Raw genomic sequence first — 24,831 nt, forward strand, 5'->3', positions numbered from 1 at the left:
GCCGCATTTCCCAGGCGGTGAAGGAGACCTCGGACGACTAGCCATGAGGTCATCCATGTCTTCGTTCTCCTCCCCGTCCCTCCTCACCGCCGCGGCCGATCCCGCCACCGGTGACTCCATCGGCACCCCGCTCCTGTGGGCGGTCAGCATCGGCGCCGTCGTCGCCCTCGTGGTGATGGACTTCCTGCTCACCCGACGCCCGCACGAGGTCTCCATGAAGGAGGCGCTCGGCTGGTCGGCGTTCTACATCGGCCTCCCGGTCGCCTTCGGTGGCTACATCTGGTCGCAGCACGGCAGCACGATCGGTGTCGAGTACTACACCGGCTACCTCGTCGAGAAGTCGCTGTCGGTCGACAACCTGTTCGTCTTCATGCTCCTGCTCGCGGCTTTTGCCGTGCCCAAGGAGCTGCAGCAGCGGGTGCTGCTCATCGGCGTCGTCGGGGCCCTGGCCCTGCGCGGGGTGTTCATCGCCCTGGGCGCCCAGATGCTCAAGACGTTCGACTGGACGTTCCTGCTCTTCGGGGCGGTGCTGCTGGTCACCGGGCTCAAGCTGCTCAAGGACGCCGTCCAGGGCAACGACCACGAGATCGACATCGACCGGATGCGCACGGTCCGCCTGCTCCGCAAGGTCATGCCGGTCAAGGACGAGTACCACTCCACCGCCATGACGATCCGCGAGAACGGCCGTCGCGCCCTCACCCCGCTGGCCCTCGTGACGGTCGCCATCCTCGCCACCGACATCGTCTTCGCGGTCGACTCCGTGCCCGCGGTCTACGGCATCACCGGCGACCCGTACCTGGTGTTCGCGACCAACGCCTTCGCGCTGCTGGGCCTGCGCGCCCTGTACTTCGTCCTCGAGGGGGCGTTGTCGCGGCTGGTGCACCTGGGCTACGGCCTCGCCGCCATCCTCGGCTTCATCGGCGTCAAGCTCGTCCTGCACTGGGCGCACGGCGTGTGGCCCTCGACGCCGGAGATCCCCACCCTGGCCTCGTTGGGCGTGATCGTCGGCATCCTCGCCGTGGTGACGGCCACCAGCCTGGCCGCCACGCGGGGCGACGAGGCCGACCACGGGGACGACCGCTCTAGTGGTCAGGCCGACCCCGAGCCGGAGCGCGCCGCCCTGCGCTGAGCCCCACCGGTCAGAGCCGCCGCCGCCGCACCAGCAGGACCGCGGCGGCGGCAGCCGCCAGGGTGCCGATCCCCGCGAGGGAAAGGACCCCCGCGCCCAGGCGCTGCCCGAGAGGCCCCGGGGCGTGAGCGGCCCCCACCGACCGGCCGCTCGACCTCGCCGAGGGCGCGGTGCCCGACGCCGGCGGTCCCGGGGTGCGCACCGGTGGGTGCCCCGCCCCCGTCACGGCGACCACCCCGGCCTGGAGCTCGGCGCTCGCGGGCGCGGTCCCGCCGCAGAGCCCGGCCTCGAGGGCGCCGCCCCGATCGGTCGCGAAGAGCAGGTACTCGCGCCCCGGCACCACCTCGAGGCCGCACGACGCGCCGTCACGAGGGCTGCGCACCTCGACGGTGCGCGGCGGCGTCCCCTTGAACGCCACGGTGACCTCGACAGGGTAGGTCACGACCGTTCCGTCGCCTGCCGGCTCTCCCACCGTCCCGAGGACGACGAGGTCGGCTCTGGTGACCTGGTCGGCCACCGGTGGCGCGGCGCAGGAGCAGGCGAACGCGGCCGTCCCGGGGACGACGACCAGGGCAACCGCGAGGACCAGGACGAGCAGCGCTGCGCGTTTCATGGCGCTGGGACGGGACGGCCACCGCCGCCGTTCCCACCACCACGCACAGGTATGCCGCCCGCTCCGGGTCCCACGCGGTGCGTGGGCGGTGAGCGGACGGCATACCGGACGTGCGGGGCGACTCAGTCGTCCAAGGTGCCCTTGCGCGAGGCGAGGACCTCGTCGATCAGGCCGTACTCCTTGGCCTCCTGCGCGGACAGGATCTTGTCGCGCTCGATGTCGTTGCGAACCTGCTCCGGCGTGCGACCGGAGTGCTGGGCCCACGTCTCCTCGAGCCAGGTGCGCATGCGCAGCACCTCGTTGGCCTGGATCTCGATGTCGGACGCCTGGCCACCCATGCCACCCTCGAGGGCGGGCTGGTGGATGAGGATCCGGGCGTTCGGCAGGGCGAACCGCTTGCCCTTGGCACCCGCCGACAGCAGCACCGCGGCGGCCGAGGCCGCCTGCCCGATGACGAACGTCTGCACGTCGGGGCGGATGTACTGCATCGTGTCGTAGATCGCGGCCATCGCGGTGAACGAGCCACCGGGGCTGTTGATGTACATGAGGATGTCGCGGTCGGGGTCCTGGGACTCCAGCACGATGAGCTGGGCGATGACGTCGTCCGCGGACGCGTCGTCGACCTGCACGCCGAGGAAGATGATGCGGTCCTCGAACAGCTTCGTGTAGGGGTCGAGGCGCTTCATGCCGTAGGAGGTGCGCTCCTCGAACTGCGGCAGGATGTAGCGGCTCGACGGAGCCGGGACGTGGAGCCCGCCGTGCATGGCGGGGTTGGTGTTGTAGTTCATCTGTCCGTCCCTCACTTGTCCCCGGTGACCGGGTTGTCGTCGCTGGCGCCCCGACCACCGGCCTGGGCGGCACTGCTGAACACGTGGTCGACGAAGCCGTACTCCTTGGCCTCGTCGGCACTGAACCAGCGGTCGCGGTCGGAGTCCTTCTCGATCTGTTCCTTCGACTGGCCGGTGTGCTCGGCGATCAGCTCGGCCATCTGCTTCTTGACGTAGAGCATCTGCTCGGCCTGGATCTTGATGTCCGACGCGGTGCCGCCGATGCCACCCGAAGGCTGGTGCATCATGACGCGGGCGTGCGGGGTGGCGTAGCGCTTGCCGTGGGTGCCGGCGGAGAGCAGGAACTGGCCCATCGAGGCCGCCATGCCCATGGCCACGGTCGCCACGTCGTTGGGGATCCACTTCATCGTGTCGTAGATCGCCATGCCCGCGGAGATCGATCCGCCGGGGCTGTTGATGTACAGCCAGATGTCCTTGCTGGGGTCCTCGGCGGCGAGCAGCAGGAGCTGCGCGCAGATCGCGTTCGCGTTGTCGTCGCGGACGTCCGAGCCGAGGAAGATGATCCGCTCCTTGAGCAGACGGTTGTAGATGTGGTCGTCCAGACCACCCTGCGGCCGCTCGGCAGCGGCGACGATCTCGTGTGGTGTGCTCACCATGTCTCCATCGCTCGGGGTTGTGCTTGTCAGTGACCCTAACGCGGAGGTGGCGGGCGGAAGTCCCCGATCCACCGCATGTTCGCCCTGAGCGCACAGCCGTGCGTGTGGCGCCCGGCCGCCGGGCGCCGCACGCCTGCGTCAGGAGCGGGTTGCGGGCTCCCGCTCGACGACCGCGGCCTCGGGCTCGCGCGTCGCCGGGATGACGAGCATCGCGGCGGCGACCATGACCGTGACGGCCATGAGGGCCTTGAGCACCGTGAAGTGGTCGCCGAGGAATCCGAGCAGCGGGGGCCCGGCGATGAAGGCGGTGTAGCCGATGGTGGCGACGACCGACATGCGGGCGGCTGCGCGGGCCGGGTCGTCGGCCGAGGCGCTCATGCCGACGGGGAAGCCCAGCGAGGCGCCCACACCCCAGACGGCGGTGCCGAGGTACGCCACCCAGACGTTGCCGAAGATCACCATGATCGAGCCGACGGCAGCCATGGCGAAGGTGACCTGGAGCACCGGGACGCGGCCGTACTGGTCGAGCAAGCGGGTGCCGACGAGGCGCCCGACGGTCATGAAGGACAGGAAGGAGGCGAAGGCCAGCACGCCGGCCCAGGCGGGGAGGTCGTGGCCCTCCACGAAGCCGACCGCGATCCAGTCGTTGGCGGTGCCCTCGGTGAAGGCCGCGGCCAGCACGACCAGCCCGATCATCAGGGTGCGCGGCTCCAGCCACGCCGAGCGCGGCTTGGTCGCGACGGCGCCGCCCTCGGCGGTCGACGCCTCGTCGCTCACCTCGACCTCACGGGGGAGGAAGGACTTCAAGGCCCACAGGCCCAGGGCGGCCGAGACGACGATGGCTGCGACGAAGTGCACCAGCAGCGGCACGCTCCCCCACGACATACCGGCGCCGATGAGGGCGCTGAGCACCGTGCCCCCGGAGAAGGCCGCGTGGAAGTGCGGCATGACCGTCTTGCCGAGCAGCCGCTCCACCGCGGCGCCCTCGAGGTTCATGGCGACGTCCCAGAGACCGACACCCATCCCGACGAAGTACAGGCCGGCGGCCATCAGCCAGCGCGACTGGGCGACGTCGACCGCGAGGGCCACGACGAGCAGCCCGGCGAACCCGAGCACCATGCCGACGACGATCGTGCGCGCGGCCCCGATCCGACCGGCGACCCGCCCTGCGGACGGCAGCGCCGTGAGCGACCCCGCGGACGCCGCGAACAGGGTGAGACCGAGCTGGCCGGCGCTGAGGCCGAGCTCGGCCTTGCTGTCGGCGATGCGGGACGCGAAGGACGCGAAGGTGACGCCGGCGAGGGCGAAGACGATGAAGACGGCGTTGCGGGCGGAGACGACCCGGGCACGGTCGAGGGAGGTGTGGTTCACGGTGGCTTCCTGCGCGACGCGCGGGTCTGGTACGGAGGTCGAATCGATTCGATCGAATCGTTTCGATAGTCTGTCCCGCATGACCACTCCCCGTCAACCTCGGGCGACGCTCCGCGCCGTGGCCCAGGCCGCCGGAGTGTCCACCTCCACGGCGTCGCTCGCCTTCAGCGGCAAGGGACCCGTGGCGCCCGAGACGGCCGAGCGGGTGCGGGCCGCGGCGGTCGAGCTGGGCTACACCGGACCCGACCCCCTCGCCTCCTCGCTGCGCAACGGTCGCTCCGGGGTCGTCGGTGTCATCGTCGAGGGCCGGCTCCTGCACGCCTTCCGCGACCCGTTCGCGGTGAGCGTGCTGGACGGCCTGTCCCAGGTGCTGGACGAGATCCCGGCCGGGATGCTCCTCATCGCCCAGCACGCGGGGCACCCGGAGAAGGCCGTCCCCCAGCTCGGGGCGACCGCGCTCGACGCCGTCGTCTTCTCGCTCTGCGGCCCCGACGACAACCCGGCGGTCGACCACCTGGCGGCCCGCGGCATCCCCATGCTCGGGGACGGCTCGCCGGCGGACCCGCGCGTGGTCCAGCTCGCGCTCGACAACCGGGGGGCCAGCGCCACCATCACCCGACACGTGCGCGACCTCGGCCACCAGCGGGTGGCCCACCTGATGATGCCCCTGCGCCCCGACTCCACGACCGGCCTCGTGGACGTGTCCGCCCTGCGCGAGGCGACCTTCACCGACAGCCGGGACCGGGCCCTGGGCTTCCTCGACGTGTACGACCTCGCCGGCCGACCCGGCCTCCTCGCCGCCACGTCGCTGCCCGATGTCGAGCAGGGGGCCGCCGCCGCCCGGCTGCTCCTCGACCGGCCGGTCGGTCAGCGTCCCACGGCCGTCGTCGCCCAGTCCGACCTCCTGGCGATGGGCGTCGTGCGCGCCGCCGACGAGCTGGGCCTGCGCGTCCCCGAGGACCTGAGCGTCACCGGCTTCGACGGGGTGGAGCTCCCCTGGTTCGCCGGCACGCTCACCACGATGGACCAGCACGGCGAGCGCAAGGGACGCAGCCTCGGCGAGCTGCTGCGCCGCCTGCTCGACGGCGAACGCCCCGACGACCAGGTGGCCCCGGTGACGCTGCGCGTGGGCACCACCACGACGCCCCCGCCCGCCTGAGGCGGACGGGGGCGGGGGCACGAACCGGTCCAGGGGGGATGGACCGGTCGGCGATCTGGGGCGGCCACGAGGACCGCGCCGGGCGGCTCGCAGGAACGCACCGCTGCACGGCCGGGGTCGACCCGCGCCGGGGAGGCGCCCTCGTGCCGGTCGGTCAGGCGTCGATCGTGGCGCTCCGCGGCGGCGGACCGTCGGTGCCCTCGGTGACCGACTGGGCCTGCGTCGGGTCGGGGACGCGAGCCGGCTCGGCGACCAGGTTGACGGTGACGTACCGCCCCTGGGCGTCCGTGGTCACGGCGCCCTCGAACTCCATGTAGCCGTCGTTCGCGGAGACGAGGTGGATCTCCCAGCGGGTGTCCAGAGCCGCCACACCCCACAGTCGCTCCACGCCGACCCCGGCCTCCCAGGGCGCGACGTCGTCGGCACAGCGGCAGATGCCGATGATCATCCGGTCCACGTCCTGCGTGCGGCCGAGCTCGACCTCGGCGAACAGGCGGCTGCCGACCAGGCCCTTCTGGAGGGTGGCCTGCAGCGCCGCGACGTGGTGGTCGTCCGCGGGGTTGGCGTTCTCCTGGACCGCCAGCCGCAGCTTGTGGAACGAGGCCCTGTCCATGGGACAAGACTCAGGGGCGGGCCCCTGTCAGCAATCCGGCAAATGACGTATGCCGTGTCCCGAATTCCGGGACACGGCATACGTTTGCCTGCGCTTGGCGGTCGTTGACCGCCGTTGACGTCAGTGGTCGTGACCCTCGTGGTCGTGGTCGTGACCTTCGGGGTCGTGGTCGTGACCCTCGTGGTCGTGGTCGGCGAGCTCGGACGCGACGTCGGTCGCGGTGACCTCGCTGAGGTCGATCGTCGCGCCGGTGGTGTCGACGACCTTGGCCTGCTCGAGCACGCTGGCGAGCGCCTTGCGACGGGCGACCTCGGCGACCATGGAGGGCACCTGGCCCTGCTGGTCGATCGCCTGGGCGAACTGGTTGGGGTCCATGCCGTACTGCTGGGCCGACATGACGAGGTACTCGATGAGCTCGGGCTGCTCGACCTTGACGTCGGTCTTCTCGGCGATGGCGTCGAGCAGGAACTGGGCCCGGAGCGCCTTGCGGGTGCTCTCGTCGACCTCGGCGCGGTGCTCGTCGTCCTCGAGGCGGTTCTCGCCCTCGAGGTGGGCGTTGACCTCGGCCTCGACGAGCGCGTCGGGCACCGGGATCTCGATGGTCTCGAGGAGGTGCTCGAGCACCTTGTCGCGGGCCTGGACGCCCTGCTCGAACTTCTTGGCCTGCTCGGCCTGCTTGGTCACGTCGGCGCGCAGCTCACGCAGCGTGTCGAACTCCGAGGCCAGCTGGGCGAAGTCGTCGTCCAGCGAGGGCAGCTCGCGCACCTTGACGGACTGGACGGTGACCGTGACGGCCGCGTCCTCGCCCTCGTGGTCGCCACCGGCGAGCGGGGCGGTGAAGTTCTTGGTCTCGCCCGCGGTCATGCCGGCGAGGGCGTCGTCGAGGCCGTCGAGCATGTTGCCGGAACCGACCTCGTAGGAGATGCCCTTGACCGAGTCGATCTCCTCGTCGCCGATGGAGGCGTCGAGGTCGATGGACACGAAGTCGCCGGTCTCGACGGCACGGTCGACACCGGTGAGGCTGCCGAAGCGCTCCTGGAGCGCGATGAGACGCTCCTCGACGTCCTCGTCGGACGCCTTGGCCTCGTCGACCTCGACCGTGATGGCGCTGAAGTCCTCGGGGAGCTCGACCTCGGGACGGACGTCGACCTCGACGGTGAACTTGAGGTCCTGGCCGTCCTCGGCGGGGACCTCGGTCACGTCGACCTCGGGCTGGCCGATCGGCCGCACCTTGTTCTCCTCGACGGCCTGGCCGTAGAACTGCGGGAGAGCCTCGTTGACGGCCTCCTGCAGCACGGCACCGCGGCCGACGCGCTGGTCGATGATGCGGCTGGGGACCTTGCCCTTGCGGAAGCCGGGGACCTGGATCTGGGAGCCGATGGTCGCGTATGCCGCGTCGAGGCTGGGCTTGAGCTCCTCGAACGGCACCTCGACGGTCAGCTTGACCCGGGTCGGGTTGAGGGTCTCGACGGCACTCTTCACTGCGGGGTACTCCAGGTTCAGGTGGGGAACGGGCGGGGCAAAGGAAGGGCCCTGCACACCGGCGGTGGGCGCGCGCGGGCCAAAAACCCATCGTAGCCGCTGCCGGACGTGCCACCGAACCGAGGCCGCCGGCACCGCCGGGAGGCGCCACGCGCCATACGCGGGGAGCGCCCGGCCGGACCCCGCGCGGACGGTGCGGCTATCGGTGCGGGCCGGGTGGGCACCCACGACATCTGTCACGAATCCGGGCAAAGTCTTCGGCTCACTGCCGTCATTTCTTCGTCAGGTGGCTCCGACGATGACGAATGTCACGGTTCGTCCCCCGGTGGCCGGTGAGAGTCCGACCAGGGACGGCAGCCGCCGACCTCTCCCCCCACACAGGAGAACCCACGCATGCGCAAGCAGATCCTCGCCGTCGCCCTCGCGGCCTCGGCCTCGCTCGGGCTCGCCGCGACGACGGTCACCGCCGCCGGAGCGGCCCCGTCGGCACGCGGACACGCCACCCGTGTCTGTGCCACCCCGTCCTCCCCCACCGTCGCCGCGTGCTCGGCCGAGAAGCTGGTCGACGGCTCCGGCGCTGCCGTGAGCCCCTCGGGCAAGCCGGTGACGCCGCAGGCGATCTCCGGGAAGACCCCCGCCGACATCCAGAGCGCCTACAAGGTGACCGGGCTGTCCGCCGGTGGCCGCACCGTCGCCATCGTCGACGCCTACGGCTACCCCAACGCCGAGCGCGACCTCGGCGTCTACCGCAGCCAGTGGGGCCAGTCCGCCTGCACCACCGCGAACGGATGCCTGCGCATCATCAACCAGACCGGCGGCACCTCGCTCCCGCGCTTCAACGCCGGCTGGGCCGGCGAGCAGGCGCTCGACCTCGACGCCGTCTCGGCCACCTGCCCCTCCTGCAAGATCGTCCTCGTCCAGGCCAACAGCGCCAGCCTGGCCGACCTCGGCGCCGCGGTGAACACCGCCGCCAAGCAGGCCGGAGTCGCGGCGATCTCCAACAGCTACGGCGGTGGCGACCTCGCCGACAGCTCCTACGGTGCGGCCTACAACCACCCCGGCATCGCCGTCACCGCCTCGACCGGTGACAACGGCTACCAGGGCGGCAGCTTCCCGGCCTCGTCGCACTACGTGACGGCCGTCGGTGGCACGTCCCTGTACAAGGACACCAGTGCCCGCGGCTGGAACGAGTCGGCGTGGAGCGGCGCCGGTTCGGGCTGCACCACCCTCAACGCGGCCCCGGCCGGCCAGACCTCGGCCATGACCGCCTGCAGCGGTCGCGCCATCGCCGACGTCTCCGCGGTCGCCGACCCCAACACGGGCCTGGCCACCTACGCCCCGACCACGCAGAGCTCCTCGTCGTGGGCGCAGTACGGCGGCACCAGCCTCTCCTCGCCGATCGTCGCCTCGGTCTACGCGCTCAGCGGCAACACGGCCGGCTACGCCAACACGCTCCCGTACGCCAACCAGGCGGGCCTGTTCGACGTGACGTCGGGCTCCAACGGCACCTGCGCCTCGTGGTGCACCGCCAAGTCGGGCTGGGACGGCCCCACGGGCCTGGGCACCCCGAACGGCACGTCCGCGTTCTGATCCACCTGCGCCACCGACGGTCCCCGAGGCACCTGTCTCGGGGACCGTCGTCCGTCCGTCGGGCAGGACCGCGCGGGCCCACCTAGGTTTGAACCATGAGCAGCGAGCAGCAGCCCCTGGAGTTCGACGTCGTCGTCATCGGTGCAGGGCCGGTCGGCGAGAACGTCGCCGACCGCGCACACAAGGCCGGCCTGACCGTGGCGATCGTCGAGAAGCACCTGGTCGGTGGCGAGTGCAGCTTCTACGCCTGCTCCCCCAGCAAGGCGCTCCTGCGCCCGATCCACGCGACGCGGGCCTCCCAACGCGTGCAGGGGTCGGACGGCGCGCACCTCGACCCCCAGGGCGTCCTCGACCGCCGCGACTCCTGGATCAACCACCTCGACGACAGCGGCCAGGTCGGCTGGCTCGACCACGTCGGCATCACCCTCCTGCGGGGCGAGGGCCGCCTAACCGGCAGCAAGGCCCTGGAGGTGGACGGCCGGGAGGTGCGTGCCCGCCATGCGGTCGTCCTCGCGACCGGCACGACGCCCGCCATGCCCCCGATCCCGGGGTTGCGTGAGGCGAAGCCGTGGACCAACCGGGAGGCGACCACGACGCGGCGCCTCCCCGAACGTCTCGCCGTCCTCGGCGGCGGGGTCGTGGCCTGCGAGCTCGCCCAGGTCTTCCAGGCGCTGGGCTCCGCAGTGACCGTGGTCGAGCAGGCGCCCGGGCTCCTGGGTCGCAACGAGGAGTTCGCGGGCACGGCGGTCGAGGAGGCCCTGCGGCGTGACGGCGTCGACGTGCGCACCGGCACCAAGGCGGAGGAGGTCTCCCGGCTCGGTCCCACCGGCGAGGTGACCGTCCACCTCGAGGGAGGCGGAACCGTCGTGGCCGACGAGCTGCTCGTCGCCGTGGGGCGCACCCCGGCCACGCACGGGCTGGGACTGGACTCCGTCGGCGCCGAGCTCACCGAGGCCGGCTACGTCTCGGTCACCGAGCGCATGGAGGTCGAGGGGCTCTCGGACGAGACGCCTTGGCTGTATGCCGTGGGTGACGTCAACGGCATCGCCCTCCTCACCCACATGGGCAAGTACCAGGCCCGCGCCTGCGGTGACCTCATCGGCGCCCGCGCCGCGGGTCGCGAGCCCGACGCGGGAAAGACGACGCCGTGGGCGGACGACCTCGGCTCCCCCCAGGTCGTCTTCACCGACCCCGAGGTCGCGGCGGCCGGCCTCACCGAGGCGCAGGCCCGCGAGCGCGGGCTGAACATCCGCGTCGTCGACCTGCCGATGGACAAGGCGTCCGGGTCGGGCCTGCAGGCCGAGGGATACCAGGGGCAGGCGCGGATCGTCGTCGACGAGGACGCGGGGGTGCTCGTCGGGGCGACCTTCGTCGGCCAGGACGTCGCCGAGCTCATCCACCCCGCGACCGTCGCCATCGTCGGCAAGGTGCCGCTCACCACGCTCTGGCACGCGGTCCCGTCCTACCCCACGATGAGTGAGATCTGGTTGCGGCTGCTCGAGGAGTACGGCCTCTGAGCGGTCAGCGGGACGACGAAGGGCCCCACCACCGGTGGGGCCCTTCTGCTGAGCGGGCGACGAGAATCGAACTCGCGTAGCTAGTTTGGAAGACTAGGGCTCTACCATTGAGCTACGCCCGCATGGACCGGGACAGCCCCTCGGAGGCGCTGCAGATCCGAGGCGTTAGCCTAATGCCCGCGATCGTGTGAGCCGAAATCGGCTCGCCGTCCACGGGGTATGGCGCAGCTTGGTAGCGCGTCCGCTTTGGGAGCGGAAGGCCGCCGGTTCGAATCCGGCTACCCCGACGAACGGCCAAGCTTGCGCAGGCCGTCGGCGGGGGTGCCGGATGACTGGAACCGGAGCGCACGGGCGACGAAGGAGCCCGGACGCGACGGCGGCGTCCGGCTACCCCGAGACCCCGAGACAGCAGGACCACTCGGCACGGCCCTGACCCCGCGACCGGAGTCATCAGGGTGCTGGCAGTCAGTCGAGCAGGACGGCCCGGAACTCCGTGGTCGACCTTCCGGCGCGGTGCCCCTTCTCCTCGAACCCGTCGGTGGGCCGCCAGTCCGGCCGCTCGCCCTCCGTCACCTCGAACCGCGCGTCCGCGCCGAGCTCCACGCGGGCGTGGGCGGCGTGCACGGGGTGGTCGGTGGCCACGAGGAGGTGCCCGCCGGGCACGAGGCGGGAGGCAACCAGGTCGAGGTTGTACGGCGCGAGGAAGCGCCGCTTCACGTGCTTGCCCTTGGGCCAGGGGTCGGGGAAGAACAGGTGCACGGCCGTGAGCGTGTCGGGGAGCAGTCGTTCCTCGAGCAGCTGGACCGCGTCGCCGCGGTGCATCCAGAGGTTGCCCACGCCCCTGCGTTCGGCCTCGGCCAGCATGCGGGCGAGCGCGGGGGTGAACACGTCGACGGCGAGGAGGTCGTGCTCGGGGTGGGCGGCGGCATACGCCAGCGCCGCCGCGCCGTGGCCGCAGCCGATCTCGAGGACGACGGGGGCCGTGCGCCCGAACGCGGTGGCCGGGTCGAGGACGCCCTCGGGGATCCCGTGGAGGGGCACGAGCCGCTCGAGCCGGTCCAGGGTGAGGGCGGACAGCCGGCCGCGGCGAGCGCCGTACGACCGGACCCGGCCGGTGTCGCGCATGGGCTCCATGGGCCCAGCCTAGGAGGACCGGCGCCGCGGCCGGGATCGCGGCACGGACCGAGGGACGGGACGCTGGCGATAACTGTTGCTTATGTGATCCATAATGTGTCCATGCGCATCTCCCGCTTCCCCAACATCGTCGACGAGATCGCCGTGCGCCTCATCGCCGGAGTCGTCCTCGTGCTCGCCGTGGTCGCCCTGGCCACGCAGCAGTGGTGGCTCTACGGCGTCCTCGCCGTGGACTTCGTGCTCCGTACCGGGTGGGGGCCGTCGGCCAGCCCGATCGCGCAGCTCGTCCGCCGCGTCATCCGGCCCCGGGTGGCGACGCCGCCGCGCTGGACCGCAGGACCGCCCAAGCGGTTCGCGGCGGCGATCGGGGCCGTGTTCACCGTGGCAGCCACCGCCCTGTGGCTCACCGGAGCCATCGTCCCTGTGGTCGTCATCGGCGTGGTCATGGTGGTCTTCCCGGCGCTGGAGTCGCTGGCCGGCGTCTGCGTCGGGTGCATCGTCTTCGGCTGGCTGATGCGGCTGGGGATCATCCCGGAGTCGATCTGCGTCGAGTGCGCCGACATCGGCAAGCGCGCCGCCCAGCGCCAGGCGGCCTCCCCGGCCTGAACGGACGGAACAGTCTGAGCGGTCAGCGGCGCCAGACCAGGACCGCAGCCCGGTCGTCGGTCTCGCCGGCCCGGGCCGCGGCGCACATCTTCGCCGCCATCCCCTCGAACCCGCGCCCGATCATCTGCTCGGCCGTCCCGAGCATGCGGTCGATGCCGTCGCGCAGGTCGCGGTTGCGCACCTCGATGACCCCGTCGGTGTAGAGCAGCAGGGCGTCACCGCGGCGCAGCGTGCCCCGCACGCGCGGGAAGCCGACGGCGTCGGTGACCCCGAGCACCGGGCCCTCGTCCCCCTCGAGGACCTTCCAGCGACCCGAACCCGCGGAGAACCTCACGGCCGGGGGGTGTCCCGCCGAGGCGAGGCTGTACTCGCCAGTCTCGAGGTTGATCCAGGCGTGCGCGGCGCTCGCGAACCCCTCGTCCCACTGCTGGCGCAGGAGGTAGGAGTTCGCAGCCGTCAGGAACTGGTCGTAGGGCAGTGACCCGAGCAGGCCGCCGAACGCACCGGACAGCAGCAGCGACCGGGTGCCGGCTGCGATGCCCTTGCCGGAGACGTCGACGAGTGCCAGCTCGAGGATGTTGTCGGACTTGTTGGTCACGAGGAAGTCACCGGAGAACGAGTCGCCGTAGGCGGACAGGACCGACAGCTCGGCGCCCCAGCCCGGCGGCATCGGCGGCAGCTCTCCCTGGGTGCGCAGCCGGTCACGCAGGTCGACCAGCATGGTCTCGCCCAGGTTGCCCTGGACCCCGAGCCGGGCCCGGGACGCGGCGACCCAGAACATGATCACCATGACGACGACGAGGACCGTGTAGGCACCGTAGTAGGGCGGACCACCACCCCGGTTGACGAGCGTCAGCGCAGCGGTGAGGAGCACGAGCGCGTCCCCCGCCGCGAGGACGCGGGGAGCCAGGAAGAGACCGGCGAGCACGGCGACGAGGACGTACCCCGAGAACGGGATCGAGGTCCCGATCGCGGCCATGGCCCAGAACAGCAGGAGGTCGGCCACGACGAGGAGCGCGAACGTGCTGCCGGTCCCCCACCGGCCGAAACGGCTCCGGGTCCGCTGGAACCGCGTCATGAGGGACCGACGCGCGAGGACCGACCTGCCAACGTCCACCAGTGCGAGTTCCTTCGGGCCGGTCGGGGGTGCAGGGCACCCCGAAGGGTCATTGGGGGCGGACTGGCCCCGTCTCCAGCCCTGCCTCAGCAGCCTAGTGGGCTGACCTCTCCGGGGCCGAGAAATCCACAGATCACGGCTGGTCGGGCAGTGTCCCGTCCTGCTCGTAGGCGCTGACCATGTCGATGCGACGCGCATGTCGCTGCGCACCCGAGAACGGTGTCGCGAGGAACGTCCGCACCATCGCCTTGGCCTCGTCCACGGTGTTCATCCGCCCACCGATGGAGATGACCTGCGCGTCGTTGTGCTCACGCGCGAGCCGGGCCAGCTCCTCGTTGTAGCAGAGCGCGGCGCGGATGCCGGCGACCTTGTTGGCGGCCATCTGCTCGCCGTTGCCCGAGCCGCCGAGCACCACGCCGAGCGAGTCCGTATCGGCTGCGACGGCGCGGGCGGCGCGCAGCACGAACACCGGGTAGTCGTCCTCGGCGTCGTAGGTGTGCGGACCGTGGTTGGTGACCTCGTGGCCCTCGGCCTCGAGGAACGCGACGAGCTCACCGAGCAGCTCGTATGCGGCGTGGTCGCCGCCGATGTGGACGCGCATCGCAGGCCTCTCAGTCGAAGATGGGGCCGACGGTGCGGCTGCGCTTGAGCTCGAAGAAGCCGGGCGTGCCGGCAACGAGCACGCAGCCGTCCCACAGCTTCGCAGCGGCCTCGCCCTTGGGCGCCGGGCTCACGACCGGGCCGAAGAAGGCGACCCCGTCGACCGCGATGACGGGGGTGCCCACGTCGTCGCCCACGAGGTCGATGCCGCGCTGGTGGCTGGCCTTGAGGCGGTCGTCGTGCGCGTCCGTGTCGGCGAACTCGGCGAGCTCGACCGGCAGGCCGACCTCCTCGAGCGCCGGCACGATCACCTTGGCGTAGTCCTTCTCCCCACCGAGGTGGATGCGGGTGCCCATGGCGTCGTAGAGGGGCTTGATGACCTTGTCGCCGTGCTCGGCCGCGGCGGCAAGGATGACGCGCACGGGGCCCCAGGCGCGGTCCATCATCTCGCGGTACTGCTCGGGCAGGTCGCGCCCCTCGTTGAGGACGGCCAGGCTCATGACCGACCAGGTCACGTCCACCGGGCGGACCTTCTCGACCTCCATCATCCAGCGCGAGGTCATCCAGGCCCACGGACAGAGCGGGTCGAACCAGAACTCGGCGGAGGTACGGGTCTGGGCAGCGTCGGAAGCAGTCACCCGACCAATCCTGCCACTGCCCCCGCGCCGACCGCACCCGAGGCCCGGAGGAACGCTCCGGGGCCGGGCTGGTTGACGTCACGGCAACCTGACCGGGGCCGCGACGCGGACCCGGGAGGCGACGCGGCGCCATACCCACCGTTGCGGGAACACCCCTCCGCGCGTGCGAGGATTGGCGCCGAAACGTGGACCAACCCCTGCAGGAGATTCAGTGCCCGGCACAAACCTGACCCGCGACGAGGCGGTCGCCCGCGCGGCCGTCGTCGCCGTCGACCACTACGACGTCGCGCTCGACCTGACGACGTCGGAGGAGACGTTCCGGACCACCACCACGGTGACGTTCACGAGCGCCCAGGTCGGGGAGTCCACGTTCGTGGACCTCATCGCCCCCTCGGTGGAGGCGATCACCCTCAACGGTGAGTCGCTGGACCCGGCGACCCACTTCGACGGCGTCCGCATCACGCTCCCGTCGCTCGCGGAGCACAACACCCTGACGGTCGACGCGACCGCCGCCTACATGAACACCGGCGAGGGGCTGCACCGCTTCGTCGACCCGGTCGACGACGAGGTCTACCTCTACTCGCAGTTCGAGGTGGCCGACTGCCGTCGCATGTTCACCGTGTTCGAGCAGCCCGACCTCAAGGCGACCTACGCCTTCACCATCACGGCTCCCTCGCACTGGGAGGTCGTGTCCAACTCCCCCACCCCGGAACCGAGCCCCGTGCGTGACGGCGTCGCCCGCTGGGAGTTCGCCGCGACGCAGCGGATGTCCTGCTACATCACCGCGCTCGTCGCCGGCCCGTACGCCGTGGTCCGCGACGAGGTGCAGACCCGCAAGGGTGCGGTGCCCCTCGGCATCTTCTGCCGCAAGTCGATGCTCGAGCACCTCGACGCCGACAACATCTTCGACTGCACCAAGCGCGGGTTCACGTTCTTCGAGAACGAGTTCGACTGCGAGTACCCGTTCGAGAAGTACGACACGCTCTTCACGCCCGAGTACAACATGGGCGCGATGGAGAACGCCGGCGCGGTGACCGTCAACGAGACGTACGTCTTCCGCGCCAAGGTCACCGAGGCCATCGTCGAGCGCCGGGCCCTCACCCTCCTGCACGAGCTGGCCCACATGTGGTTCGGCGACCTCGTGACCATGAAGTGGTGGAACGACCTGTGGCTCAACGAGTCCTTCGCTGAGTGGGCGTCGACCACCTGCCAGGCCGAGGCCACCGAGTGGGAGTCCGCGTGGACGACCTTCGGCATCAGCGAGAAGGCCTGGGCCTACCGCCAGGACCAGCTGTCCTCCACCCACCCGATCGTGGCCCCGATCCGCGACCTCGAGGACGTCGAGGTCAACTTCGACGGCATCACCTACGCCAAGGGCGCCTCGGTGCTCAAGCAGCTCGTGGCCTACGTCGGCCGTGAGCCGTTCGTCGCCGGCCTGCGCGCCTACTTCGCCAAGCACGCGTGGGGCAACACCACCCTGCAGGACCTTCTCGGAGAGCTCGAGACCACCTCGGGCCGCGACCTCGGCACGTGGTCGAAGCTCTGGCTGGAGACCGCGGGCGTCAACACCCTGCGCCCCGTCGTCGAGGTCGACGACCGTGGCCTGATCTCCTCGGCGACCATCGAGCAGACCGGCGCCGAGGGCTACGCCACCCTGCGTCCGCACCGCCTCGCGGTGGGTCTGTACTCCGTGCAGGAGCAGGCCGACGGCCCCGTCCTGGTGCGCACCGACCGGCTCGAGCTCGACGTCGACGGGGCGTCCACGGCCGTCCCCGAGCTCGTCGGCCGGCCCGTGCCGGACCTGCTGCTCGTCAACGACGAGGACCTGGCCTACGCCAAGATCCGCCTCGACGAGCGGTCCCTCGCGACGGCGCTGGCCCACCCGCGCGGTTTCCAGGACAGCCTCCCCCGGGCCCTGGTCCTGGGTGCCGCCTGGGACATGACCCGCGACGCGGAGATGTCGGCGCGTGCCTTCATCGACCTCGTCCTGGCCTCCCTGCCCGGCGAGACCAACTCGACGATGCTGCGCACCGTGCTGGCCCAGCTCCAGAGCGCGGCGCGCCTCTACGTCGCCCCCGACCACCGCGACGCGGCCCTGACCACCGTCACCGCCGGACTGCGCGCCCTCACCGAGGCCGCCGAACCCGCCAGCGACGCCCAGCTCCAGCTCCTGACCGCGTATGCCGCCGTGCAGCGCGGCGGCGCGGACGCCGACTTCCTGCGCGGTCTGCTCGACGGGACCGGGTCGCTCGAGGGCCTGGCCGTCGACACCGAGATGCGCTGGATGCTGCTCACCGCGCTCGCCGCGGTGGGGTCGGCCACCGAGGAGGAGATCGCCGCCGAGCAGGCGCGCGACAACACCTCCACCGGTCGCGAGCGCGCAGCCCGCGCCCTGGCAGCCCGCCCGACGGCCAAGGTCAAGGCGCAGGCGTGGCACGACGGCGTCGAGGACGCGTCACTGCCCAACTCCGTGGTCGAGGCCACGGGGCTGGGCTTCACGCAGGCGCTCGACACCGAGCTGCTGCGCCCGTACGTCGAGCGGTACCACGACGCGCTGCTCGACATCTGGGAGTCGCGCACCCACGCGATCGCCGAGTCGATCCTCGTGACCTACTACCCGACGGTCCTCGCCGACCAGGGCCTGCTGGACGCCTCGCAGGCGTGGCTGGACAGCCACCCGGACGCTCCCGCCGGGCTGGTGCGCCTCGTGGCCGAGAACCGCGACGGTGTCGCCCGTGCCCTGCAGGCCCAGTCCCGGGACGCCGATGCCTGAGTCGTTCCTGCACAGCCTCGTCACGCTCACCCCCGAGGGGGTGTGGCACTGGTTCCGTGGCGCCCCCCTCCAGGTGGTCGTGACGATCCTGGCGGGCGTGGTCCTGCGTTGGCTGGCGCTGCGCTCGATCAAGCGGGTCGTCCGGATCACCCTGGCCAAGTCCGACGCACGGCGCTCGCACGAGCCGGGGCGCGTCGGTAGGGCCGGCAACGCCCTGGCCGCGGCGGCGGGCATCGACCGTGAGCGGCACCGCCAGCGCACCCTGACGATGAGCTCGTTGCTGCGCAGCAGCGCGACCTTCGTCATCGCGCTGGTCACGATCCTGACCGTCATGTCGGCCGTAGGGCTCGACCTCGCCCCGCTGCTCGCGACTGCCGGCGTCGGCGGGGTGGCGCTCGGTTTCGGGGCGCAGAGCCTGGTCAAGGACTTCCTCTCCGGGATCTTCATGATCCTCGAGGACCAGTACGGCGTCGGTGACGTCGTCGACACCGGTGAGGCCATCGGCACCGTCGAGGAGGTCTCGCTGCGGGTCACCCGCCTCCGGGACGGCAGCGGCGTGGTCTGGTACATCCGCAACGGCGAGATCATCCGGATCGGCAACAAGAGCCAGGGCTGGTCGACCGCCATCGTCGACCTGCCCGTGTCCTACGCGGAGAACATCGAGCGCGCCGTCGCGGTCATCCGCACGGTCATGAAGGAGCTGGACGAGGACCCGGCGTTCGCCGACCTCCTCCTCGAGGAGCCCAACGTCGTCGGCGTCGAGTCCATCACCGGCAACGTCGTCACGATCCGCGTCATCGCCAAGACCGCGCCGGAGCAGCAGTACGGCGTCTCCCGCGAGATCCGCGAGCGCGTCAAGACGGCGTTCGACGAGCACGGCATCAAGGCTCCCGTCATGACGCCCTTCGGCCCGGCCGGGGGCACCCCGTGAGCACCTCCGGCCAGTTCGGCAGCTTCTTCGACGAGGTCGGCGGGCACGAGACCTTCCGCAAGCTCGTCCACGAGTTCTACCGCGGCGTCGCGACCGACGACGCGCTGCGCGCCCTCTACCCCGAGCAGGACCTCGGTCCGGCCGAGGAGCGGCTGCGCCTGTTCCTCGAGCAGTACTGGGGCGGCCCGACGACCTACTCCGAGCAGCGCGGTCACCCCCGGCTGCGGATGCGCCACCACCCCTTCAAGGTCACGCCGACCCAGCGGGACCGGTGGCTCCTGCACATGATGGCGGCCGTCGACACCCTCGACCTGCCCCCGGCGAACGACCTGCTGCTGCGCGACTACCTCGAGCGCGCCGCGTTCAGCCTGGTCAACAGCCTCGACGAGGACTGAGCCGACGCCCGATCCGGCACCCCGCGCCATACCGGGCGGTGGTCGTCCGACCGCCCACAAGGCAAGACGGCGGGAACCCGGTTTCGTCCACGGGTCGTGATGCCTCACCATGGTTTCCCGTGACTGACACCCTCTCCACGACGTCCGACGCCACCCTCGGCGGGACGCACCCCACCCACCTCCTCCACCCCGCAGACTCGGCCGACGCCGCCTGGTGGCGCCACGCGGTGATCTACCAGATCTACCCCCGCTCCTGGGCGGACGCCGACGGTGACGGCATCGGCGACCTGCCGGGCGTGACCGCGCGACTGCCCTACCTGAAGGCCCTGGGTGTCGACGCGATCTGGTTCAGCCCCTTCTACACCTCGCCCCAGGCCGACGCCGGCTACGACGTCGCCGACTACCGCGACATCGACCCGCTGTTCGGCACCCTGGCCGACGCCGACGAGCTGGTGGCCAGGGCACACGACCTCGGCCTGAAGATCATCGTCGACCTCGTGCCCAACCACAGCAGCGACGAGCACGTGTGGTTCCAGGCGGCGCTGGCCGCCGGCCCCGGCAGCCCCGAGCGTGCCCGCTACATCTTCCGTGACGGCAAGGGCGAGCACGGTGAGCTCCCGCCGAACGACTGGCGCTCGGTCTTCGGCGGCGACGGCTGGACCCGGGTCACCGAGCCCGACGGCACGCCCGGCCAGTGGTACCTGCACCTGTTCGACACCAAGCAGCCCGACTTCGACTGGGACAACCCCGAGGTCGGCGACGAGTTCGAGTCGATCCTGCGCTTCTGGCTCGACCGCGGCATCGACGGCTTCCGTGTCGACGTCGCCCACGGCCTGGTCAAGGAGAAGGGGCTGCCCGACTACGACGTGGAGCAGCACCTGCTCGACGGCGAGCTCAAGCCCGGCTCCCCCGTGCCCCCGATGTGGGACCAGGACGCCGTCCACGACGTCTACCGCCGCTGGCGCAAGGTCCTCGACGGCTACGGCACGCCCGACCGCATCCTGTGCGCCGAGGCCTGGGTCCGTCCGCAGGAGCGCGCGGTCCGCTACGTCCGCCCCGACGAGATGCACCAGGCGTTCAACTTCGACTTCCTCAAGGCGCAGTGGACGGCCGAGGAGCTCCGCTCAATCATCGCCTCGTCCCTCGAGGCCGCGGACTCGGTCGGCGCCCCGAGCACCTGGGTGCTGTCCAACCACGACGTCGTCCGGCACGCCTCGCGGCTCGGCCTGCCGGTCGGCGAGCGCCAGCCGAACGGCATCAGCGCCACGGACCCGCAGCCCGACCGCGCGCTGGGCCTCAAGCGGGCGCGGGCGGCCACGGCGCTGATGCTCTCGCTGCCGGGTGGGGCGTACCTCTACCAGGCCGAGGAGCTCGGCCTGCCGGACTCGACCGACATGCCCGGCGAGTTCCGCCAGGACCCGACGTTCATCCGCACCGAGGGCGCCGAGATCGGCCGTGACGGCTGCCGGGTGCCCATCCCGTGGGAGAAGGACGCCCCGGCGTTCGGGTTCGGCCCCTCGGACCAGACGTGGCTGCCCCAGCCCGAGGTCTACGGCGAGTACGCCGTGGACCAGCAGGACGGCGTCGAGGGCTCCACCCTCGAGCTGTACCGCTCGCTGCTGCGCATCCGCCGCGAGCGCGCGCTCGGCACCGGTGGCCTGCAGTCGGTGGACGGCTTCGGCGACGACGTCGTGGCCGTGCTCAACACTGGTCAGCACGCCGGCGACACCCTGGTCCTCACCAACTTCGGTGCCGACGCCGTGCGGCTGCCTGCCGGCGCGACCGTCCTCGTCGCCTCGGGCCCCCTCGCCGACGACGGCGCGGTTCCCACCGACACGACGGTCTGGGCCGCCGTCTGAGCCGGCCAGCGGCACGCACGGCAGACTGGTGCCGTGCGTGCCGCTGACTTCGCCTACCTCGATGCGCCGACCCCCATCGGGCTGGCGCACCGCGGCGGTGCCAAGGTGGCGGCCAACCTCCACCTCGAGAACACGCTCGCCGCGTTCCGGCACGCCGTGGACCTCGGCTACCGCTACCTCGAGACCGACGTCCACGCGACGAGCGACGGGCAGCTGCTCGCGTTCCACGACCATGTGCTGGACCGGGTCACCGATGCGCGCGGCACCATCGCCCACCTCCCATATGCCGCGGTGCGCACCGCCCGCGTCAACGGCACCGAGCCGATCCCGCTGCTGTCCGAGCTGCTCGAGGAGTTCCCGCAGGCCCGGGTCAACATCGATGTGAAGGCCGACGGTGCCGTCGAGCGGCTCGCCGACGTGGTGCGGCGGCACGACGCGTTCGACCGGGTCTGCATCGGGTCGTTCTCCCGCCGCCGGCTGCGGGCCGTGCGGGCGCTGCTCGGTCCGGCCGTGGCCACGGCCGCCGGCCCGTCGGAGGTGGCGGTGCTGCGGTTCGCGCCGTCCGTCGTCGCCGACTGGCTGCGCTCCCCCGCGCCCGTCCTGCAGGTCCCCACCGGGCACGTCGTCGGCGGCCGTCGTCTCGACCTCGTCACCCCGGCCCTCGTCGAGCGGGTGCACGCCATGGGCAAGCACCTGCACGTCTGGACCATCGACGACGCCACCGAGATGCACCGACTGTTCGACCTCGGCGTCGATGGCATCGTCACGGACCGCACCGACACGCTCGCCGAGGTGCTCGCCGAGCGCGGCGTACCGTTGGGCCGGTGAGCTCGCCCAGGCCTGCACCGGAGCAGGTTGACGTCGGTGACGCACCCACGCGGGTCGCGCCGCCACGGCCCGGCGTCTTCGCGCCCGCCTACGCCCTGCTGTCCGTCGCCCTCGTCGCCCTCATCACGGTGATCGCCTTCGAGGGCATGGCCGTGTCCACCGCGATGCCCGAGGCGGCCCGTGAGCTCGACGCCGTGCGGTCCTACGGGTTGGCCTTCTCGGTCATGCTCACCACGCAGCTGCTCGGCATCGTGCTTGCGGGGGTCTGGGCCGACCGGGCGGGTCCCCTTCCCTCGTTGTATGCCGGCCAGCTGCTGTTCGGCATCGGCTGCGCCGTGTGCGGCTCGTCAGGCTCGTTCGGCCTGTTCCTGGCGGGCCGTGGCGTGGCCGGTCTGGGTGCCGGGCTCATCATCGTCGCCGGGTACGTCGTGATCGGCCGCGCCTACCCGGAGTCGTTGCGCCCCAAGGTGTTCAGCGTCATCTCGGCCGCCTGGGTCCTTCCCTCCCTGCTCGGCCCACCGGTCGCCGCGTGGGTGACGACGACGTGGTCGTGGCGCTGGGTGTTCTGGCTCGTCGTGGCACCCGTCGTGGTGGCGCTGCTGGCGGTGGTGGCCCGGCGTGGGCAGATCGCCGCCGCCGACGAGGGGGTCGCTGCCTCGGGCCGCGACCACCGCCAGCACGCCCGGGCCGCCTGGCTCGGGGTCGCCATCGCCGCCTCCGCGGGCGCCGTGCAGTGGGGCACGCACTCGCTGGAGCTCCGGTGGTCCGCGCAGACCCTCGTGGCGCTGGTGGGCGTGGTCGGGCTGGGGCTGAGCGCGCCGCTCCTGCTGCCGCCGGGCACCTGGGTCATGCGCCGCGGGCTGCCGTCGGTGATGGTGGCGCGGTTCCTCCTGACCTGCTCCTTCTTCGGCACCATCACCTACATCCCGCTCATGCTCGTCAACGAGCGCGGCCTGTCGCTCGGTGCGGCCGGCACGATCCTGGCCGTCGGGTCCCTCGGCTGGTCGGCGGGTTCGTGGGTCCAGGGCCGCGACCGTTGGGCCGGCCGTCGCGAGCGACTCGTCTCCGTCGGTGGCGCGCTCCTGTCCACGGGGCTCGTGGCCGTCGTCGCGATCACCCACTTCGCGTGGAACCCCTACCTCATCGCCCTGGCGCTGGTCGCCTGCGGCACCGGCATGGGGCTCGGCACGGCCAGCCTGTCGGTGCTGTCGCTCACTCTCACGTCGCCGGCCGACCACGGCTCCACCTCGTCCTCCCTGCAGCTCGCGGACGTCCTGGGCTCGGTCCTCGGGATCGCGGCGGCCGGCGCCGTGTTCGCCGCCCTGCACACGGTCGCGGGCCGGGACGTGCCGGTGTACGTGACGATGTGGCTGGGCCTGACGGTCGTCGCCGCCCTGGTCGTCGTCGCCGGTCGGCGCATCGCGCCGCGACAGCCCTGACCACCGCCGCCCTCGAGCCGGTCGCCCTCGACCCCCTTGACCTGCGCGGATGCCGTCCTAGCATGGGTGGTGGGCCCCGCGGTCCGGCCGTGGGGCGGTGGCCGAGGGGTGGTCGCGATGGGCGACAGGACGACGGGACCGGGCGACAGCGCCGAGATGTCCGTCCGCGAGCTGATGGCGGCGCTCGCCGTGGTGGAGGAGCAGCTGCGCCAGGCGCCACTGCTCGTGACGCTCGGGGGCACGACGGCGGTGAACCCCGAGGTCGCGCCCCTGCTGAGGAGGCAGCGCCAGCTCGTGGCGCGGTTGCGCGCGCGACGCACGTCCTGGGTCAGGTTCGGCAGCGGTGAGGCGCGTCAGCCGTCGGCCGCGTGGCCACCGCCGCCCTGGGCCGGCTAGTCCGGCCCCGGCTGACCGAGCAGGTCAGGCGGGGATGCCGCCGCGGATGAGGACGTGCCCGGCCGTCGTCGACAGCCGCGTCCAGCGGCCGTGGGTCCAGACGGTCACGTCCGACCCCGGTGCGGCGAAGCCGAGGGCGTAGGCCGCGAACGCACCGCCCGCCGGGACTGGCGGCGTCGTGGTGGTGAGTCGGCCCCAGACGTGCCGGCGCAGCGCTGCGACCGCCTGACCGCCGGCGTCCGAAGGCGCACCGGAGGCGACCTGCGAAATCCCTTCTCGCGCAACGGCATACACCTCGTCGGCCGTGACCGAACCCACCCGCTCCCAGCCGCTCCGCGGAGGCGCCATGGCGGCCCATCCGACGCTGACCGTGGTCGGCGGCAGCGACAACGTCCTGCCGTCGCCGCGAGCGAGCCGGTCGGTCACGGACGCGAGCGACACGGTGGTGTCGACCTCCACGGCCTCGGCGAGGGGCATGGCCCGCAGACCGATGACCGCCCCCTCCCCCATCAGGCCGCTGCCGGGCAGGACACCGACGTAGGCGGCCAGGGTGGTGCCGGACGCCTGGAGCCGGATCGCGCCGTCGTCGTCGGCGGCCTTGGCGCGGGCGACGTAGGTGCGCAGGTCGTCCAGCCCCTGCGCATCGGGGAAGTGCAGGTCCATCATCGCCGCCGCCAGCGGAACGGCACGGGCTCACCGGAGTGCACCTCGAGCAGGGCCTTGAGGTCGGGCGCCATCCGGCGCGGCGTCGAGGTGGCGAAGTCGTAGAGCACGAGCGTGGTCTCGGCCCGGGCGTAGACGGTGTCGTCGGAGGCGAGCCCGTCGCGCACCTCGTAGGCGAGGTCGAACCCGGCACCCCCGATCTTCGTCGCCCACATCTGCACGACGATCGGGGGCACCCGGAACAGCAGCGGCGCGAGGTACTCGATCTCGTGGCGGGCCACGAGGATGCCCTCGGCGAGCACGGAGCGGTCCTGCCCGAACCACTCCTCGAACCCGATCACCCGGGCGTCCTCGAGCAGCCGCAGGAACTGCACGTTGTTGACGTGGCCGTAGGCGTCCATGTCGCTCCACCTCAGGGGGACGTTGACGCAGTAGCGCTCGGGGAGCTGCGGGGCCGCGTCCGCCTGCACCGGTGCCTGCTCGTCTGCCATGGACCCATCCTGTCAGGGGTGTCGGGCCGGCGGCATACGGTGG

The 24,831-nt window shown here is 71.8% G+C and carries 24 protein-coding genes and 2 tRNA genes; 13 read left to right on the plus strand and 13 right to left on the minus strand.

The annotated features are described in order from the left end of the window. The first annotated feature begins 55 nt into the window (after positions 1 to 55). Positions 56 to 1,129: a TerC family protein gene (locus ASD62_RS18950; protein WP_056917762.1), complete on the plus strand. Its 1,074-nt coding sequence runs from the start codon at positions 56 to 58 to the stop codon at positions 1,127 to 1,129. Between the two features lie 10 nt (positions 1,130 to 1,139). Here the strand turns inward: ASD62_RS18950 and ASD62_RS18955 are convergent, their stop codons facing one another. The 4 genes from ASD62_RS18955 to ASD62_RS18970 all read right to left on the minus strand — a co-directional run bounded on the left by ASD62_RS18955 (position 1,140) and on the right by ASD62_RS18970 (position 4,557). Further along, complete coding sequence (locus tag ASD62_RS18955; protein WP_056917763.1) at positions 1,140 to 1,742, minus strand: hypothetical protein; 603 nt, start codon at positions 1,740 to 1,742, stop codon at positions 1,140 to 1,142. A 122-nt stretch (positions 1,743 to 1,864) separates the two neighbouring features. Beyond that, positions 1,865 to 2,530, minus strand: a complete 666-nt coding sequence (locus ASD62_RS18960) for an ATP-dependent Clp protease proteolytic subunit (protein ID WP_056917764.1) — start codon at positions 2,528 to 2,530, stop codon at positions 1,865 to 1,867. 11 nt (positions 2,531 to 2,541) lie between these two features. Further along, positions 2,542 to 3,186, minus strand: coding sequence for an ATP-dependent Clp protease proteolytic subunit (locus ASD62_RS18965; protein WP_056917765.1), 645 nt, complete (start codon positions 3,184 to 3,186; stop codon positions 2,542 to 2,544). Between the two features lie 138 nt (positions 3,187 to 3,324). Then, a complete protein-coding gene (locus ASD62_RS18970) occupies positions 3,325 to 4,557 on the minus strand; it encodes an MFS transporter (protein ID WP_056917766.1) in 1,233 nt (410 codons plus the stop codon). A 79-nt stretch (positions 4,558 to 4,636) separates the two neighbouring features. On the opposite strand from ASD62_RS18970, the gene ASD62_RS18975 reads away from it, so the two are divergent. Next, positions 4,637 to 5,716: a LacI family DNA-binding transcriptional regulator gene (locus tag ASD62_RS18975; protein ID WP_056917767.1), complete on the plus strand. Its 1,080-nt coding sequence runs from the start codon at positions 4,637 to 4,639 to the stop codon at positions 5,714 to 5,716. A gap of 154 nt (positions 5,717 to 5,870) precedes the next feature. On the opposite strand, the gene ASD62_RS18980 is transcribed toward ASD62_RS18975, so the two are convergent. Next, positions 5,871 to 6,329, minus strand: coding sequence for a hypothetical protein (locus tag ASD62_RS18980; protein ID WP_056917768.1), 459 nt, complete (start codon positions 6,327 to 6,329; stop codon positions 5,871 to 5,873). Positions 6,330 to 6,449: 120 nt separating this feature from the next. Further along, the gene (gene tig / locus ASD62_RS18985) at positions 6,450 to 7,811 is read right to left on the minus strand and encodes a trigger factor (RefSeq protein ID WP_056917769.1); all 1,362 of its coding nucleotides are present in this window, start codon (positions 7,809 to 7,811) and stop codon (positions 6,450 to 6,452) included. Between the two features lie 393 nt (positions 7,812 to 8,204). Between tig and ASD62_RS18990 the strand changes: the two genes are divergently transcribed. Together ASD62_RS18990 and ASD62_RS18995 are read left to right on the plus strand one after the other, a co-directional pair. Next, positions 8,205 to 9,401 carry a S53 family peptidase gene (locus tag ASD62_RS18990; protein WP_056917770.1) on the plus strand — a complete coding sequence of 399 codons (1,197 nt, stop codon included), beginning with the start codon at positions 8,205 to 8,207 and terminating at the stop codon, positions 9,399 to 9,401. Between the two features lie 95 nt (positions 9,402 to 9,496). Beyond that, positions 9,497 to 10,918 (plus strand): NAD(P)/FAD-dependent oxidoreductase, encoded by a 1,422-nt coding sequence (locus tag ASD62_RS18995; RefSeq protein ID WP_056917771.1) that lies wholly within the window; start codon positions 9,497 to 9,499, stop codon positions 10,916 to 10,918. 51 nt (positions 10,919 to 10,969) lie between these two features. Here the strand turns inward: ASD62_RS18995 and ASD62_RS19000 are convergent. Further along, positions 10,970 to 11,040 (minus strand) — tRNA-Gly (locus ASD62_RS19000). A 91-nt stretch (positions 11,041 to 11,131) separates the two neighbouring features. On the opposite strand from ASD62_RS19000, the gene ASD62_RS19005 reads away from it, so the two are divergent. Next, a tRNA-Pro gene (locus ASD62_RS19005) sits at positions 11,132 to 11,205 on the plus strand. A gap of 178 nt (positions 11,206 to 11,383) precedes the next feature. Here ASD62_RS19005 and ASD62_RS19010 read toward each other — a convergent pair. After that, positions 11,384 to 12,052 (minus strand): tRNA (guanosine(46)-N(7))-methyltransferase TrmB, encoded by a 669-nt coding sequence (locus ASD62_RS19010; RefSeq protein WP_056917772.1) that lies wholly within the window; start codon positions 12,050 to 12,052, stop codon positions 11,384 to 11,386. Positions 12,053 to 12,154: 102 nt separating this feature from the next. Between ASD62_RS19010 and ASD62_RS19015 the strand changes: the two genes are divergently transcribed. Continuing rightward, positions 12,155 to 12,658 (plus strand): DUF4395 domain-containing protein, encoded by a 504-nt coding sequence (locus tag ASD62_RS19015; protein ID WP_056917773.1) that lies wholly within the window; start codon positions 12,155 to 12,157, stop codon positions 12,656 to 12,658. Between the two features lie 22 nt (positions 12,659 to 12,680). On the opposite strand, the gene ASD62_RS19020 is transcribed toward ASD62_RS19015, so the two are convergent. The 3 genes from ASD62_RS19020 to ASD62_RS19030 all read right to left on the minus strand — a co-directional run bounded on the left by ASD62_RS19020 (position 12,681) and on the right by ASD62_RS19030 (position 15,013). Further along, a complete protein-coding gene (locus tag ASD62_RS19020) occupies positions 12,681 to 13,775 on the minus strand; it encodes a PP2C family protein-serine/threonine phosphatase (RefSeq protein ID WP_162254796.1) in 1,095 nt (364 codons plus the stop codon). A gap of 133 nt (positions 13,776 to 13,908) precedes the next feature. After that, positions 13,909 to 14,376: a ribose-5-phosphate isomerase gene (locus ASD62_RS19025; protein WP_056917774.1), complete on the minus strand. Its 468-nt coding sequence runs from the start codon at positions 14,374 to 14,376 to the stop codon at positions 13,909 to 13,911. A gap of 10 nt (positions 14,377 to 14,386) precedes the next feature. Then, positions 14,387 to 15,013, minus strand: a complete 627-nt coding sequence (locus tag ASD62_RS19030) for a DsbA family protein (protein ID WP_056917775.1) — start codon at positions 15,011 to 15,013, stop codon at positions 14,387 to 14,389. A gap of 211 nt (positions 15,014 to 15,224) precedes the next feature. On the opposite strand from ASD62_RS19030, the gene pepN reads away from it, so the two are divergent. The 7 genes from pepN to ASD62_RS19065 all read left to right on the plus strand — a co-directional run bounded on the left by pepN (position 15,225) and on the right by ASD62_RS19065 (position 23,634). Then, positions 15,225 to 17,786: an aminopeptidase N gene (pepN, locus tag ASD62_RS19035; RefSeq protein ID WP_056917776.1), complete on the plus strand. Its 2,562-nt coding sequence runs from the start codon at positions 15,225 to 15,227 to the stop codon at positions 17,784 to 17,786. Beyond that, the gene (locus ASD62_RS19040) at positions 17,779 to 18,717 is read left to right on the plus strand and encodes a mechanosensitive ion channel family protein (RefSeq protein WP_056917777.1); all 939 of its coding nucleotides are present in this window, start codon (positions 17,779 to 17,781) and stop codon (positions 18,715 to 18,717) included. The genes pepN and ASD62_RS19040 overlap by 8 nt, the downstream gene beginning before the upstream one ends. Continuing rightward, positions 18,714 to 19,112, plus strand: coding sequence for a globin (locus ASD62_RS19045; RefSeq protein ID WP_056917778.1), 399 nt, complete (start codon positions 18,714 to 18,716; stop codon positions 19,110 to 19,112). Before ASD62_RS19040 ends, ASD62_RS19045 begins: the two co-directional genes overlap by 4 nt. Positions 19,113 to 19,231: 119 nt before the next feature. Then, positions 19,232 to 20,971 (plus strand): glycoside hydrolase family 13 protein, encoded by a 1,740-nt coding sequence (locus tag ASD62_RS19050; RefSeq protein ID WP_056917779.1) that lies wholly within the window; start codon positions 19,232 to 19,234, stop codon positions 20,969 to 20,971. Positions 20,972 to 21,004: 33 nt separating this feature from the next. Next, positions 21,005 to 21,799 (plus strand): glycerophosphodiester phosphodiesterase family protein, encoded by a 795-nt coding sequence (locus ASD62_RS19055; RefSeq protein ID WP_056917780.1) that lies wholly within the window; start codon positions 21,005 to 21,007, stop codon positions 21,797 to 21,799. Further along, positions 21,796 to 23,238 carry an MFS transporter gene (locus ASD62_RS19060; RefSeq protein ID WP_082581067.1) on the plus strand — a complete coding sequence of 481 codons (1,443 nt, stop codon included), beginning with the start codon at positions 21,796 to 21,798 and terminating at the stop codon, positions 23,236 to 23,238. Before ASD62_RS19055 ends, ASD62_RS19060 begins: the two co-directional genes overlap by 4 nt. Before the next feature lie 117 nt (positions 23,239 to 23,355). Continuing rightward, on the plus strand, positions 23,356 to 23,634 hold the full coding sequence (locus ASD62_RS19065) for a hypothetical protein (RefSeq protein WP_157581643.1): 279 nt from the start codon (positions 23,356 to 23,358) through the stop codon (positions 23,632 to 23,634). Positions 23,635 to 23,658: 24 nt separating this feature from the next. On the opposite strand, the gene ASD62_RS19070 is transcribed toward ASD62_RS19065, so the two are convergent. Together ASD62_RS19070 and ASD62_RS19075 are read right to left on the minus strand one after the other, a co-directional pair. Then, on the minus strand, positions 23,659 to 24,300 hold the full coding sequence (locus ASD62_RS19070) for a hypothetical protein (RefSeq protein ID WP_056917782.1): 642 nt from the start codon (positions 24,298 to 24,300) through the stop codon (positions 23,659 to 23,661). Further along, positions 24,297 to 24,788: a thioesterase family protein gene (locus ASD62_RS19075; protein WP_082553384.1), complete on the minus strand. Its 492-nt coding sequence runs from the start codon at positions 24,786 to 24,788 to the stop codon at positions 24,297 to 24,299. The genes ASD62_RS19070 and ASD62_RS19075 overlap by 4 nt, the downstream gene beginning before the upstream one ends. Positions 24,789 to 24,831: the final 43 nt, after the last annotated feature.

Source organism: Phycicoccus sp. Root563, assembly GCF_001427915.1.
Lineage (GTDB): Bacteria > Actinomycetota > Actinomycetes > Actinomycetales > Dermatophilaceae > Pedococcus.

Coding starts and splice junctions, on each gene's coding strand:
- ASD62_RS18950 (WP_056917762.1), top strand. CDS start 56: ATGTCTTCGTTCTCCTCCCCGTCCCTCCTCACCGCCGCGGCCGATCCC.
- ASD62_RS18955 (WP_056917763.1), bottom strand. CDS start 1,742: ATGAAACGCGCAGCGCTGCTCGTCCTGGTCCTCGCGGTTGCCCTGGTC.
- ASD62_RS18960 (WP_056917764.1), bottom strand. CDS start 2,530: ATGAACTACAACACCAACCCCGCCATGCACGGCGGGCTCCACGTCCCG.
- ASD62_RS18965 (WP_056917765.1), bottom strand. CDS start 3,186: ATGGTGAGCACACCACACGAGATCGTCGCCGCTGCCGAGCGGCCGCAG.
- ASD62_RS18975 (WP_056917767.1), top strand. CDS start 4,637: ATGACCACTCCCCGTCAACCTCGGGCGACGCTCCGCGCCGTGGCCCAG.
- ASD62_RS18980 (WP_056917768.1), bottom strand. CDS start 6,329: ATGGACAGGGCCTCGTTCCACAAGCTGCGGCTGGCGGTCCAGGAGAAC.
- ASD62_RS18990 (WP_056917770.1), top strand. CDS start 8,205: ATGCGCAAGCAGATCCTCGCCGTCGCCCTCGCGGCCTCGGCCTCGCTC.
- ASD62_RS18995 (WP_056917771.1), top strand. CDS start 9,497: ATGAGCAGCGAGCAGCAGCCCCTGGAGTTCGACGTCGTCGTCATCGGT.
- ASD62_RS19010 (WP_056917772.1), bottom strand. CDS start 12,052: ATGGAGCCCATGCGCGACACCGGCCGGGTCCGGTCGTACGGCGCTCGC.
- ASD62_RS19015 (WP_056917773.1), top strand. CDS start 12,155: ATGCGCATCTCCCGCTTCCCCAACATCGTCGACGAGATCGCCGTGCGC.
- ASD62_RS19025 (WP_056917774.1), bottom strand. CDS start 14,376: ATGCGCGTCCACATCGGCGGCGACCACGCCGCATACGAGCTGCTCGGT.
- ASD62_RS19040 (WP_056917777.1), top strand. CDS start 17,779: ATGCCTGAGTCGTTCCTGCACAGCCTCGTCACGCTCACCCCCGAGGGG.
- ASD62_RS19065 (WP_157581643.1), top strand. CDS start 23,356: ATGGGCGACAGGACGACGGGACCGGGCGACAGCGCCGAGATGTCCGTC.
- ASD62_RS19070 (WP_056917782.1), bottom strand. CDS start 24,300: ATGATGGACCTGCACTTCCCCGATGCGCAGGGGCTGGACGACCTGCGC.
- ASD62_RS19075 (WP_082553384.1), bottom strand. CDS start 24,788: ATGGCAGACGAGCAGGCACCGGTGCAGGCGGACGCGGCCCCGCAGCTC.